The organism is Syntrophotalea carbinolica DSM 2380 (assembly GCF_000012885.1).
Classification (GTDB): domain Bacteria; phylum Desulfobacterota; class Desulfuromonadia; order Desulfuromonadales; family Syntrophotaleaceae; genus Syntrophotalea; species Syntrophotalea carbinolica.
The window spans coordinates 2370029-2384176 of sequence record NC_007498.2 but is presented as its reverse complement, the minus strand read 5'-3'; the positions used below and the strand labels follow the sequence as shown (position 1 = coordinate 2384176).

Sequence of the window (14148 nt, the reverse complement as noted above, 5' to 3'; positions counted from 1 at the left end):
CATGCAGAAAAACTGGACGCAGACCACCACGCCGACGTTTAACCGGGATAATGCCCTGAAGATGAACGATATCGCCAGGACGGTGTTCGCTCCGATCTACCCCGTTATCGCGCGCAATGCCGTTGCCGTTACCGGGGTTGATCGCGGTGTCTGTCTGGAATTGGGCAGCGGCCCCGCCATGCTGTCGATAGCCATGGCCCGACAAGCGCCGCAGATGAAGGTGATCGCCTTCGATTTTTCCGTTGATGCCGGTCAGATCGCCATGGACAACATTCGGGAGGCACAGCTGAGCGACAGGATTCGCACTGCGGCGGGTGACGTGCATGCCATGCCTTTTGAGGATGGTTATGTCGATTTGATCGTCAGCCGGGGGTCGATGTTCTTCTGGGACGATCTGAAGTCGGCCTTTCGGGAGATTTACAGGGTGCTTGCGCCCGGCGGGTGTACCTATATCGGCGGCGGTTTTGGCAGTCTCGAGCTTCGGGAGAAGGTTGTCGCGGAGATGTTGAAGCGAAACCCCGCATGGGACTGTTACGCGAAAAAGAAGACCGATGGGGATGGGGCCGGGCGGTTCGGTAAAATGTTCAGGAAACTTGGCTGCGACGATTCCTATCGAATTATCGATGATGAAACCGGTTTCTGGGTGGTGTTGTCGAAATCGGCCTGACGCTGATGGTGGCTGGAATGGACGTGGTGTCACGGGTATTTTCGGGCCAATGATATTTTAATGTATACGGTGGTTGATCTGCCCGGTAAATGATGAGACTATCAGGAGGTTTAACCTTGTTTCGTTCATTATACCGGGAGAATCTATCCTATGTGTGTTTCCGATCGTATCAACCCGACCCTGCTGCATATCGAGCAGCGTCGCAGTATCCGCACTTTTATCGACAAACCTGTTTCCGACGACCATCTGATGGCGATATTGCGGGCCGCCAATCAGGCACCGTCGGCCCATAATCAACAGTCCTGGAAATTCATCGTTATTCGCGGAGAGCGTAAAAAGGAATTGGCCGCCTTGGTCAATGCCAAAGCTGCGGGCTTGCCCAAGGCGGCTGCCGTGTTGTTGCGCATGGCGGCCCGGAGCATCAATTCCGCGCCGGTGGTGATCGTTGTTGCGAATACCGGGGAGTTGATCAGCCATGGTACCGAGTTGTTTCAGATAGAACCTTCCCAGGCTTACGACTTTTTTCAGACCATGGAAATTCAAAGTTCGGCCGCAGCGATTGAAAATTTGCTGCTTGCCGCGACGGCCCTGGGGTTGGCGACGGTATGGCTCGGGATTCTGTTTCTTTTAAAAGATGAGGTGCTGCGTTTTATGGGCGAGGAGCAGGGCGAGTTTATGGCCGTTATCCCTGTGGGCTACGCCGCCAAGACAGGTAAGGCGCCCAAAAAGATCGATTTTGACATGATGGTCAAATGGCTGGATTGATTTCTTGGTGGCTTTCTTAAGACAAGATCAGCAGGCAGGATCCACCGTATTGCCAAAGGTGGGTCCCGCCGTTGGCAACGGAGTCGCCAGGTCGTGCTCGCCCCGCTGATTTAGAAAGCCTGCAATTTCCTCCGCCTGCATTGGCCGCGCAAAATAAAAACCTTGCATCTCGTGACATCCTTTCCGACGAAGAAATGTCACTTGTTCCATGGTTTCCACCCCTTCGGCAAGCACCTTGATCCCCAGGCGGTTTGCCATGGCCATGATGGTTTCAATGATGGTCGCATCATCTTCGTCATCGGGGATGTCCCTGACAAAATCCTGGGCGATTTTGAGCCGGTCAAGGGGGAAGTTCTTCAGGTAGTTGAGAGAAGAATAGCCCGTGCCGAAATCGTCTATAGCGATCTGGATAGCACGTGTTTTGAGATCGACCAGGGTTTCGATGGCGCTTTCAAGGTTCTCCATGAACACGCTTTCCGTGATTTCCAGTTCAAGGTGGTGGGGCGGAAGGCCCGATTCCAGAAGAATTTGCTCTATGCGTTCCACCAGGTCGGGTTGCCGGAACTGACGGGCCGAAAAATTAACCGCGATACGCATGGGCGGCAGTCCCATGCGTTGCCACTGCATGGCCTGATGGCAAGCGGTCCGAAGGATCCATTCGCCCATGATGTGAATAAGCCCGGTTTCCTCCGCTACCGGGATGAACGTGCTTGGCAACAGGACTCCGGCTTCAGGGTGTTGCCAGCGCACCAGGGCCTCCAGGGCAACGATACGACCCGTGCCAAGGTCCACCTGGGGCTGATAGACCAGGAAAAACTCCTTTTTTCTCACGGCGCGCCGCAGTCCCACCTCCAATTTGTGGCGTTCGATGGTTCTGCGGTGCAATTCGTCGCTGAAAAAACGATAGGTATTGCGCCCGACATTTTTGGCCTCGTACATGGCCATGTCGGCATGTTTCAGCAATGTTTCAGCGTCCCTGCCGTTTTGCGGGAACAAGGCGATGCCGATACTGGCCGAGGCGAAAACCTTGGCAACGACCAGATCGAAGGGATTATCCCTCAGGGAGGCGAGGATCTTCTCGGTTTTTTTCGCGGCACAAGTGGCGCTATCTATCTCGTTGAGAACCACGACGAACTCATCGCCGCCCAGTCGTGCAAGAGAGTCTTTTTCACCCAATTGTTCCCGCAGGCGCGAGGTCAGAAGCAACAGCATTTCGTCGCCCTTGGCATGTCCGGTGGTATCGTTGATCTGTTTGAAATCATCCAGATCCAGCATTAATACGGCAACCATCGCTGTATTGCGGGAAGCCTTTGCCAAGGCTTTATCCATGTCCATTTTCAGAGCCAGGCGGTTGGGTAGCCCAGTCAACGCATCGCTGTAGGCGATCTGTCTTATTTCATGTTCCCTTGCTTTTTTGCCTGTAATATCGCGGATGGTCAGGCGTCGACCGAGATCCTTGCCCTCCTCATTGCGCAGCTGCCGACTGAGCAGTTCCACCCAGCGAAGCTGGCCGTCGCGCCTGATCATGCGAAACTCCCGGAAACCGGGTGTTGCTTCGTTTTCGCATCGATCATACCGTTGAAGGTCTTCGGGATGAATAATTCTGCGTAATAGATCGCTGTCATTTTTGAATGCCGTGGTGGCATAACCGCTGATGCGTTCACAGGCAGGCGAGGTGTGGATCAAAGATCCTTCGGCAGAGATCCATAGCTCCCAGTCGTAAATAAAGTCAGCGAAGGTACGAAACAGTTTTTCGCTTTCATGCAGCTTTTGGGCTGTTATCGTGTATCGCCCCATGGCAACGCAAAAAGCTGCAATCAAAAAGGTGAAACCCGCAGTTAAGGCCACCGAATAGTACCTTGGTGCCATCACCACGCAGAGAAATAACGGCGAAAGGACCAGCAGGGTTGCGCGATGGTGGCGGAGACGGAAAGCAAAAGATTTTGTATTTGACGGCATAAGATAAACCTTGGTTTAGTGCCGATTGATGGTTTTATCCAATATGAAGCGTTGTGTTTTTGCTTATCCTCAATAAAAAAGCACCCAATCATTCCTGTGGTGCGGAAAAACCGGGTGCCATGACTTCACGTGCAGAAGTAAAATCGTTGCTGCCGTCATTTCTTCGATAACCCGGCTGTCCTTGCAATGGGACCCGTGGCTTTGCGTCATCGGGTCACCCCGATTTTGCCATTGTCGGAAACTGTGTTTGAACTTATGATAGCGTCTTAAATAAAAAAGTCCACTAAATAATGAGAAGGTTGTCGGCAGGTGTCTGAAAGGCAGATATCTGTTTTTTTAATGGTCCGGTCTACAGGAGGAATCTCTATTTTTCAAGATTTCGTTTGTTGACACGATTCCTGCAGGAGTTGACATGTTGATCAATGCCTGAGCCCTTGTACGGGAGCATAAACAAAACCTTGACAGTGGTTGTTTTCCAGTGGATGGAACATTTTCCCGGGTAAAGGTTCACTTTATGGTGACATACTGGCATTTCGCCTAATTTTGAGGAGGGTCAATATTTTGAAACAATATGCGGCGCCGGATATTCTGCTGGAAAGCGGTACCAATGAAATGGAGATCCTCGAATTTTACCTCGAGGGGCAGTCGTACGGCATCAATGTCCAGAAACTGCGGGAAATCATGTGCTTCGATCCTGCCATGCTCACGCCTATGCCGGAATCCTTGCCTTCGGTCCTCGGTGTCTATATGGTTCGGGGCACGTCCCTTCCCCTGGTTGACCTGACCAGCCACCTGCGTCGCCGGCCCGCCGTTGCTCCGGGATCTGAGTCCCGTGCCATTGTGCTGGTTTGCCAGTTCAATCGAAAGGTCACCGGGTTTCTTGTCGACGGAGTCAACCAGATCCATCGGATCAATTGGCAGCATGTCGAGCCCATGGCTCCTCTCATCGAAAAATTCAAGCCGCGTTTTACCGGTACCATCCATGTAGAGGATCGGGAAGTTCTGATCGTCGACCTCGAACATATTGTGGCTGAAGTCGATCCTGAAATGAACATGACTTTTGAACATGAGTCCGATAAATGTTCCGGTTCCGAAGGGCTTCAGGTGCGTGAGGATGTCGGTCTGATGCTTGCCGAAGATTCGGTCATTATCCGGCTCGGTATTCAGAAAGTCATGAACAGTGCCGGGTATGGCCGGTTGAAAACCTTTCCCGACGGCGAGGAATGCTACCGGGAGCTCAAACGGATCAAGGAGCAGGTGAACACCGAGGCAGAGTTTCTGAGTCATGTGCGGTTACTGATTACCGATATCGAGATGCCGCGTATGGACGGCTTGACCCTGTGCCGCAGGATTCGGGAGGAGTTGGGGTTGAAGGATCTTAAAGTCATTTTGTTTTCTTCCCTGATTACGGACCAGATGGCTCATAAATGCAAGTCTGTTGGTGCCGATACCTGGATCAGCAAGCCCCAGATATCGGAACTGGTGGAACTGGTGGATACCTATTGCCTGCCCGCAGGGGCTGACGGGCAAAAATAGAAGACCGCATTCGGATTTCCCTGAGTGGGGATGTCACCGGTCTGCAGACAGGTCTTTCGGGGTGGCGAAATATTCCTGCGAGTCAGTGATCTGGCGCCTTGTTTTGGAGCCCGCTGCATATATTCCTTGTGCAATGAGGGGATTTTTGCTAAAAAGAGCGTTCAAATTATATCTAAAAGGAGGGCTCACACTATGGGTCTTATGACAGGTAAACGCGGCATTATTTTCGGTGTCGCGAATGAACTCAGTATCGCTTGGGGGGTTGCCAAGCAGCTTCATGCTGCCGGCGCCACCCTGGCCTTCACCTATCTCAATGAAGCCCTGGAAAAACGTGTTCGTCCTCTGGCCGAAAGTGTCGATGCGGAAATGATTCTGCCTTGCGACCTTTCCAAAGACGAAGATATCGACGCGGTTTATGCCGAAGTCGAAAAACAATGGGGAAAAATCGATTTCGTAGTCCATGCGGTGGCCTTTGCCAACCGCGAAGACCTTAAAAATCCCTTCAGTCAGACCAGCCGTGCCGGCTTTAGTCTGGCCATGGATATCAGCGCCTATACCCTGGTTGCCGTAACTCGCGGCGCCCTGCCGTTGTTGAACGAAGGCGGCAGCGTGCTCACCATGACTTATCTCGGTGCCCAGCGGGCCGTGCCGAATTACAACGTCATGGGTGTTGCCAAGGCGGCTTTGGAGGCCTCCGTACGTTACCTGGCTGCCGAAGTCGGGTCTCAGGGTATTCGTGTTAACGCCATTTCGGCAGGACCTATCAAAACCCTGGCATCTTCCGCGGTGGGAAAATTCAAGGAGAAGCTGCACATCATGGATGAAAGGGCACCCTTGCACCGGACCGTAACGCAGGAAGAGGTCGGTAAATCCGCGCTTTACATGCTGTCGGATCTGGCCAGCGGTGTGACCGGTGAAGTGCACTTTGTCGATGCCGGTTTTAATTTTGTGGCCGGCTAAGGTTGGATGGCTTCCAATTAATCCGCATATTCACAAAAGGACCCCCAGGGGTCCTTTTTTATTTTTTGGGGAACTATGGTAGTTCATGGCAATTTAACCGGACTTAAAGCCAGTCAAGTCAAGGCCTTGGAGCGTATTTACCGGCGGCGGGTGCCGCCGGACCAGGTCGTTACTCCGGAGCTTGCCCGTTACCTGACTGAGCAGTCGCTGGAAATTCGTCGTCAGATCGGTTTGATCATTGATCGAAGCGGTAGCGTGCGGTATGTGATTGTCGGCGATGGCCGGGAGATCGTTATCCCTGATCTGTCCGGTTACGGTCGGGGTCGCAGCGGGCTGCGAGGGTTACGCTGTATCCATACGCACCTTGCCGGCGAGTCCCTGAGCGAGGACGATCTGACGGACCTGGCACTGTTGTGTCTTGACCTCATGGTCTGTATCGGGGTCGGCGAACAGGGGTTGCCGGGGCGAGTGGAATATGCTCACCTGATGCCGCCCAACCCCGAAGGTAAGCAGGTCGAGACCAATATTGTGGCCTCGGTGTATGATCTCGATCTGGATATGGGAGTGTTTCTGCGCTCTCTGGACCAGGAACTCGAGTCCAAGATGGCCGAGACTGTCGATCTTTCCGATCCAAGGGAAAAAGGCATTCTCGTCTCCGTCAGTCAGCAACCACGCTACGAAGCCGAAGATTCTCTGGAGGAGTTGGCCGAGTTGGCCCGTACTGCCGAAGTCGTGGTGCTCGACAGGTTCATTCAGCGCCCGCGCCAGATCAACCCCAAATACCTGTTGGGCGAGGGGAAGATCAAGGAAGTTGTGATTCGCGCCCTTCAGCAGGGGGCCACGTTGCTGATTTTCGACCAGGATCTTACGCCGGCGCAGATTCGTGCCATTGCCCAGATCACCGATCTTAAAGTCATCGATCGTTCCCAGCTGATTCTCGATATTTTCGCGCGCAGGGCCCATACCCGCGATGGCAAGGTGCAGGTTGAACTGGCACAGCTGAAATATATACTGCCGCGTCTGAGCGGGCGAGGGATCGCCATGTCGCGCCTTATGGGGGGTATTGGCGGGCGTGGTCCCGGGGAAACCAAACTCGAAATTGACCGTCGTCGCATTCGTGAGCGCATCACCCGTCTGGAAAACCAACTCAAGAATCTCTCGAAAGGGCGATTGCAAAGACGGCAGCGTCGCATTCGTTCCGGGGTGCCGATCATTTCCATTGTCGGTTATACCAATGCCGGGAAATCGACCTTGCTCAATGCTCTTACTCAGAGCGAAGTATTTACCGAGGATTTGCTGTTTGCCACGCTGGATACCTCCAGTCGGCGGTTGCGTTTTCCCATGGAGCGGGAGGTCATCATTACCGATACGGTCGGTTTCATTCGCAAGCTGCCTAAAAGCCTGGTTGGCGCGTTCCGTGCAACCCTGGAAGAGTTGGAAGATGCCGATCTGCTTTTGCATGTGGTGGATGTTTCTCATCCGCGGTTTGAGGAGCACATCAGCGCAGTGGAAGCCATTTTGAACGAGCTCGATTTGGGACGCATTCCCCGGCAGCTCGTATTCAATAAGATCGATCTTGTATCGTCTCAGCAGGTCGAGGCCTTGTGCCGACGTTTTCAGGCTGTTGCGGTAAGTGCCCGTAATCGTAAGACGTTTGAACCTTTGCTGACTATGCTTGAAGGCCGTTTCTGGCCCGGGGAAATGGAGGGACCGGACTAGTGTCCGGTAGATGTGAATAGATATGCTGAAAAGATATGGGCTTGTGATTTTAGTTGCAGGACTGTTGGCCGGTTGTCAAACGTCCATGCAGTCGGTTGCCGTTGGCGGTGGGGATGAGCCGGCCGATTCCGTGCGCATGGAGGCGGTAGCCGACTCAGGTATGGAGCAGCCGCCTACCAGGGGTCTCGGGGCAGCGGATGACGTGAAGGATAATGATGTTCCGGCGGTCGAATCCGGTCTGGAGACCGAGGATGCCTTGAATGTTTGTGAGGTGCCCGTGGATCCGGAAACTTTGGAAGACATGGAACTTCTTTCCGATGTCGATAAAAAACCGCCGGAGGACGAGGGCGACACGGCCGTCGAAAGAGATCCGGTGTACGATCTGCCGGTTGTGGAAAACGACAAGGTTCGTTATTTCATCGACTATTACACCAAGCGCGGCAGTCGCGGCTTTCGGCGCTGGTTGGAACGTTCAGGGCGTTATCTGCCGATGATGCAGGCAGTGTTTGCCGAGGAGGGGCTGCCCCTGGACCTGGCTTATCTTGCCATGATCGAATCCGGTTTTAACGTCAAAGCCTGCAGTCGCGCCAACGCCGTCGGTCCATGGCAATTTATTGCCAGTACCGGCAAAATGTACGATTTGCATAACGAATGGTGGCGTGACGAACGCCGCGATCCGGTCAAAGCCACCAGGGCCGCCGCGCGCCATCTGCGAGATCTGCATGCGCGTTTTAACGGGGACTGGCCTTTGGCCATTGCCGCCTACAATGCCGGACCCGGCAAGGTTAGTCAGGCTATTCGCAGGACAGGCAGTCGTGATTTTTGGAAAATCAGCAGGGGAAAGCACCTGCGCGCCGAAACCCGCAACTATCTGCCGAAATTATTCGCGGTGTTGCACATCGCCAAGAGTCCGGCCAAATACGGGTTCGAAAATCTCCGCTATCAGGCGCCGCTGGTTTACGATGAGGTCGCTTTACCCAGCAGCACCGATCTGGATATCGTTGCCCGTTTATGCGACGTGAAGTATGAGGATATTCAAAACCTCAACCCCGAACTGAAACGCTGGTGCACGCCTCCCGGCATAAAGAACTACCGACTGCGGATTCCTGCGGGCAAACGCGAGGCTTTTATGAAGGCGTATGCCAAAATTCCGGCTAACCGTCGAGCCAATTACCGCCATTATCGGGTGCGTTCCGGTGACACCCTTGGTGCGCTGGCCGTCCGGTATGGCATCCGGTCGCGGGATATCATGCTGCTGAACCGCATCAAAAATCCCCGCGCCTTGCGCATCGGTAGCGATTTGATTCTGCCGTTGCGGCGCGATTATTCAAAAGCGCCGGTAGCGGCCTTGGGGGACGATTATGTTCGCTCCAAAACCCGCAGCTATAAAGTTCGCAACGGGGATAGCCTGTGGCGGATTGCACGTCGCTTTAACGTCAGCACCGCGCAACTGGCGGCCTGGAACGGCATGGCGGTTAACGGCGTGTTGCGCCCGGGCAAGGTTTTAAAGGTTGCCGGAGGGGCGTCCCGCAAGCTTGTGCTTACAGGGACATACCGCGTTCGGTCGGGCGATAATTTGTGGACCATTGCCAGAAAGCGTAATGTGACGGTCAGCCAGTTGTGTGCCTGGAACGGACTTAGCAAAAATAGTTTGCTGAAACCCGGCATGGTGCTGAAGCTTGCGGCTGCCGGCGGGTCTGTAAAATCACGCAAAATCATTTATAAAGTGCGCTCCGGTGACAGTTTGTGGAGCATCAGTCGTCGCTTTGATCTCGCGATTGGGAAGATTTGCAGCTTGAACAACCTGGGTCGAAAGCATGTGCTGCAGCCCGGGCAGAAACTGACCTTGCTGGTTGGTGACGACCACCGGGGATAAGCTTTTGACATTTTCGGAGCACGTTGCTACACTTCCTGCGCATTGCATGTTTATCCTCTGAAAGGATTCTTTCTATATGATTAATCTCGCTATTTCATTAGCCGTGTACATAGTTGTCGTTGGCCTGTTGCAGGTTGCAACCGGCCTGGAAGCCTGGATCAACGCCCTGATCGGATTGGCGATCTTTGCGTTGGTTTATTTTCTTCTGAGTCGTCGAGTGCTTAAAAAGTTGACGGCTGTCATGGAAACGGTTCAGCGGGATATGGTTGCCGGGCGGGCCGAAAAAGCGATCAAGACGCTTGAGGCTGCCTTGCCGATGGGCAAATGGCAGTTTATGGTGACTTCTCAACTGCATTCCCAGATCGGCAGCCTTTATTATCTCAAGCGGGATTTCGGCAAGGCTTTCGATTCCCTGAAAAAAGGCTTCAGCCGACACTGGCCTTCCATGGGGATGCTGGCCATATGCTATATGAAACGCAATAAAACCGACAAAATGATCCAAACTTTTGACAAGGCGGTGGGGTTGACCCGCAAAGAGCCCCTTTTGTGGAACCTTTATGCCTATTGTCTCGAAAAGGTCGGCAACCATGGCCAGGCTATCGAGGTCATGAAAAAGGGCCTGAAGAAAGTCGGCGAGGATGAGATTCTGCAGCAAAATCTCGAGGCATTGATGAATGGCCGAAAAATGAAGATGCAGGGTTATGGTGATATGTGGTTTCAATTTCACCTGGAAAAAACCGGCGCTATTGTGAAAAAACAGACCAAAGCCATGCAGGGGCGTCGTAAAATCGTGAGGCGTTAATTGTGGCACGCAAGAAACAAAACAAAAAGACTTCCAAAGAGTTCAATGTCAACCCCTTTAAAACTTTGAAGGGGTTGGTCGTTTCAGGCCAGTCGTCCTCCGGCAAAACGGCCAAAGAGGTTCCCGTGACAGTACCTGAAGACCAAATCGATGATGAAGAGCTGTTCGAACGGGAAATGAAGATGTTGAGGGTCGAGAAACGTGATGCGGGTACGGCCCAGCGACCTTTACCCCGGGAGACAGATCCTGAAGAGACGGCACCGGAAAAAGACGCTGCTCCCACTACGGATCAGGAACTGTTTCTGGCAGCTCTTGGTAATATGGACAGCGTTTTTCGGGACGAGCTTCCGGTGCAGGAGGAACCGCTCGCCGCGCCGCGCCGCATGCGTCAACTGCGTCAGGGTAAACTTGTTCCCGAGGCCCAACTTGATCTGCATGGTGCCACACGTGAAGACGCTCGACAAAAGGTACGTTATTTTCTCGAGGATGGCGTCTATCAAGGCTATAAAACCGTTCTTATCATAACGGGACGGGGCAAAGGCTCGCAACAGGGGCCCGTGTTGCGCGACGATATGGAAAAGTATCTTTCTCGCGAAGCCAGGGCCTGGGTTGCTGAATGGGGGCGGGCCCCGGCACGGTATGGCGGGGAAGGGGCCCTGGTGGTGTTCTTAAGGTCTTCCCGTAAAAATTGATTAGTTACATGCAAAAAGGCCGCAGCGGTTGCTGCGGCCTTTTTGCATGGGAAACGGTGTCTGTCTTTAATCCTCGGACGTTTCAGCCTTTTTGGATTCTTCAACCGCTTTCGCTGCCGGCTTACGGGGCCGGCGGGTCGGTTTTTTCTTTTCAGCTTCCTCCGCATTGCTGGCAGATACGGAGCTGGCGTCGTCGCCGGATTTTACGGTTTTGGCTGTTGTTTTTCTGGCCCTTGTCCGACGTTTCGGTGCGGCAGTTTCAGTTGCTTTGGCGGTTTCATCCTTTTCAGCGGGCGAAACATCATCGCTGGCCTGTGTCGCTGTTTTTGCCGTCGGTTTGGTGGTACGCCGTGCTCGGGCACGCTTTGCAGGCGGCTTGGTTTCCGCGGGTTTTTCATCCTTTTCAGAAGGTGTGTCCGTCTCGGTACCCGTCGCCGAAGTGTTGCTTTCCGCAGTTTCGGTTTTTGTTTTGGTTTTGGTCCGACTTCTGCTCGGAGCGCGCCGGGTTGTTTTCGGCTTGGCTTCCGGCATAGCCTCTGACTGGGCTTCCGACTCGACCTTCGGTTTGGCTTTCGGCTTGGCTTCCGGCTTGGCTTCCGGCTTGGCTTCCGGCTTGGCTTCCGGCTTGGCTTCCGGCTTGGCTTCCGGCTTGGCTTCCGGCTTGGCTTCCGGCTTGGCTTCCGGTTTGGCTTCCGGCTTGGCTTCCGGCTTGGCTTCCGGCTTGGCTTCCGGCTTGGCTTCCGGCTTGGCTTCCGGCTTGGCTTCCGGCTTGGCTTCCGGTTTGGCTTCCGGTTTGGCTTCCGGTTTGGCTTCCGGCTTGGCTTCCGGTTTGGCTTCCGGTTTGGCTTCCGGTTTGGCTTCCGGTTTGGCTTCCGGTTTGGCTTCCGGTTTGGCTTCCGGTTTGGCCTCAGGTTTGGCCTCAGGTTTGGCCTCAGGTTTGGCCTCGGTTTTTTTTGTAGCGGGTTTGCGGCGGCCGGAGCGGCTGCGCGGTCGGGACGGTTTCTGCGGTTGCTCCTCCGCGGCCGATGCCGGCTCGGCTGTTTTTTCAGCGGGCTCTGTCGCTTCGGTTGATACCGGTTCAGCGGTTTTTTCGCTGACTTCCCGAGCGACTTCCGTATCTGTTGCCATCGGTTGCGATTCTGCAGCGTCCTGGGTTGCAGCCGGTTGTTGCTCCTCTGATTCTGTTGTCAGGGTAGAGGGCTCCGATACGGGAGTTGCGGCAGACGATTTGCGTCGTCTGCGGGGGCGGCGTCTGCGTTTCGCAGGTTTTTCCTCGGTGTCCGTAGTGGAATCCTGCTGCGCATTGTTGGTTTCGGACATGACCTGGCTGGCTTCAATATAGGCGGTGGCCTGGGTCTCTTCCTTCTCCCGTTTATGGAAGTCGATTTCGCCTTGGCCGTTCATGTAATCCGGGCAGCCTTTGATGTGAATGCTGACGTCGTTTTTCTGCTCGATAGCCATCAATTCGACGCGTTTGTTATTGAGCAGATAGCTGGCGACATCCAGGGGCACCGTGGCTTCCACCCGTCCGATACGGCCTTTTGCGAGGCCGGTGTGAATGCGGCGCAAAAATCCCAGGGACTGGGCTTCTATCGTCTTGATTTTGCCGCTGCCATTGCAATGCGGGCAGACCTCGAAGGAGGCGGCGGCAAGGGCGGACTTGATGCGTTGGCGACTCATTTCCAGCAGGCCGAATTGGCTGATGCGCCCGATAGTGACTCTGGCCTTATCGGTTTTCATGGCCTCTTTGAGGGTTTTTTCAATATCGCGTATATGCTTTCGGTCACGCATATCGATGAAGTCGATAACAACCAGCCCGCCTAGGTCGCGTAGTCGCAATTGCCGGGCGGTTTCGACCGCGGCCTCAAGGTTGGTCTTGTAGGCCGTGGCTTCCACGCCTTGCTCGCTGGCCATTTTGCCGGAGTTGACATCGATGGCCACCAACGCTTCGGTGGAGTCGATGACTATGGACCCGCCGGAAGGGAGCATGACTTTGTTTTTACCGATGGATTCGATCTGATCTTCGATCTGGTAGCGGGCGAAAATCGGCCGCCGCTCCTGGTGCAGTTTTACCAGTTCGGCATATTCGGGCATCACTTCCTGGAAGAAGTCCCGTGCTTCGGTGGAGACCTTGGCGTCGTCTACCAGCACTTCATCCATATCGTCGCTGAAATAGTCGCGAATGGAGCGAATGACCAGATTGGATTCCTTATAGATCAGGGACGGTGCCTTGGTGCTGTCGGAAAGGGATTGGATTTTATTGAAAAGGCGCAGCAGATAGTCGACATCGCGTTTGAGGTCGGTTCTTTTCTGCGTGCTGCCGGCGGTTCGGACAATGTAGCCCATTTCCTCGGGGATCTCGAGGCTGTCCATGAGTTCCCTGAGCTTTTTGCGGTCGGATTCTTTTTCGATTTTGCGCGATATGCCTTTGGTGTCCGAATCGGGCATCAGGACCATGTAACGGCCGGGTAGCGAAAGGTAGGTCGTCAGGGCGGCTCCCTTGGTGCCGCGTTCCTCTTTAACGATCTGTACCAGGATTTCCTGGCCGCGCCGCAGGATATCGTTGATGCGTGGGCGTTTGCCGGCCTCCACCCGTCCTTCGGCTTCCTTGAAAAAAGCCGGGTGTATTTCGCCGATCTGAAGAAACCCGAGACGTTCGCTTCCATAATCGACAAAGGCCGCTTGCAATCCCGTTTCGACGCGGGCTACAACGGCCTTGTAAATATTGCCTTTGGTTTGCTCCTTGCCGGAAATTTCGATATCGAGTTCTGACAGAATTCCGTCTTCGACAATAGCAACCCGATGCTCCTCCGGATGGGTGGCATTGATGAGCATTTTTTTTGTCATAAAAATCCTTCCGGCTGTCGCGGACGACAACCATTAAAATGGATGATGACCGGCAGATTGCCGGCTGGTCGACTTATCCGCACCGGACGGTCGCTTCGACTGCCCGAAATGGCAGCGCAGCCCGCTGGGTGAACTCGGCCCGGAAAGGTCGTTGATTCTCGTATATAGCCAGGGCGATCTGCCCGACAGCATTACTTGAAAACGGTCGGAAAACCTCGAAGGTCGAAACGGGTGTATGGATAAAAAGACCGGCGAACCCAATCACGGAAACTTCCGGAAGGTTGTTCGTCTGTTTCGAGGTTTTCCCTGAGCGTCTATTGTGCTA

At 54.1% G+C, this 14148-nt stretch carries 10 protein-coding genes and 1 riboswitch; of the genes, 8 read left to right on the top strand and 2 right to left on the bottom strand.

Features of this window, described 5'->3' with window-relative positions:
* The first annotated feature begins 1 nt into the window (after position 1).
* Both PCAR_RS11270 and PCAR_RS11265 read left to right on the top strand, forming a co-directional pair.
* A complete protein-coding gene (locus tag PCAR_RS11270; protein ID WP_011341800.1) occupies positions 2 to 667 on the top strand; it encodes a class I SAM-dependent methyltransferase in 666 nt (221 codons plus the stop codon).
* Positions 668 to 817: 150 nt separating this feature from the next.
* Entirely contained in the window at positions 818 to 1432 is a 615-nt protein-coding gene (locus tag PCAR_RS11265) for a nitroreductase family protein (RefSeq protein ID WP_011341799.1), read from the top strand.
* A gap of 27 nt (positions 1433 to 1459) precedes the next feature.
* On the opposite strand, the gene PCAR_RS11260 is transcribed toward PCAR_RS11265, so the two are convergent.
* Positions 1460 to 3280: a putative bifunctional diguanylate cyclase/phosphodiesterase gene (locus PCAR_RS11260; RefSeq protein ID WP_158447421.1), complete on the bottom strand. Its 1821-nt coding sequence runs from the start codon at positions 3278 to 3280 to the stop codon at positions 1460 to 1462.
* A gap of 273 nt (positions 3281 to 3553) precedes the next feature.
* Positions 3554 to 3631, bottom strand: a riboswitch (cyclic di-GMP riboswitch).
* A 321-nt stretch (positions 3632 to 3952) separates the two neighbouring features.
* Here PCAR_RS11260 and PCAR_RS11255 point away from each other — a divergent pair.
* The 6 genes from PCAR_RS11255 (at position 3953) to PCAR_RS17900 (ending at position 10976) form a co-directional block, all read left to right on the top strand.
* On the top strand, positions 3953 to 4927 hold the full coding sequence (locus PCAR_RS11255) for a chemotaxis protein (RefSeq protein WP_011341797.1): 975 nt from the start codon (positions 3953 to 3955) through the stop codon (positions 4925 to 4927).
* A 192-nt stretch (positions 4928 to 5119) separates the two neighbouring features.
* Complete coding sequence (locus PCAR_RS11250) at positions 5120 to 5887, top strand: enoyl-ACP reductase FabI (RefSeq protein WP_011341796.1); 768 nt, start codon at positions 5120 to 5122, stop codon at positions 5885 to 5887.
* Between the two features lie 75 nt (positions 5888 to 5962).
* Positions 5963 to 7606, top strand: a complete 1644-nt coding sequence (gene hflX, locus PCAR_RS11245; protein WP_011341795.1) for a GTPase HflX — start codon at positions 5963 to 5965, stop codon at positions 7604 to 7606.
* A gap of 43 nt (positions 7607 to 7649) precedes the next feature.
* Complete coding sequence (locus PCAR_RS17905) at positions 7650 to 9482, top strand: LysM peptidoglycan-binding domain-containing protein (RefSeq protein WP_158447420.1); 1833 nt, start codon at positions 7650 to 7652, stop codon at positions 9480 to 9482.
* Between the two features lie 76 nt (positions 9483 to 9558).
* Positions 9559 to 10284 carry a tetratricopeptide repeat protein gene (locus tag PCAR_RS11235; RefSeq protein WP_011341793.1) on the top strand — a complete coding sequence of 242 codons (726 nt, stop codon included), beginning with the start codon at positions 9559 to 9561 and terminating at the stop codon, positions 10282 to 10284.
* Between the two features lie 2 nt (positions 10285 to 10286).
* Positions 10287 to 10976 carry a Smr/MutS family protein gene (locus tag PCAR_RS17900; protein WP_011341792.1) on the top strand — a complete coding sequence of 230 codons (690 nt, stop codon included), beginning with the start codon at positions 10287 to 10289 and terminating at the stop codon, positions 10974 to 10976.
* A gap of 66 nt (positions 10977 to 11042) precedes the next feature.
* On the opposite strand, the gene PCAR_RS11225 is transcribed toward PCAR_RS17900, so the two are convergent.
* A complete protein-coding gene (locus PCAR_RS11225; protein ID WP_011341791.1) occupies positions 11043 to 13823 on the bottom strand; it encodes an Rne/Rng family ribonuclease in 2781 nt (926 codons plus the stop codon).
* Between the last annotated feature and the right edge of the window lie 325 nt (positions 13824 to 14148).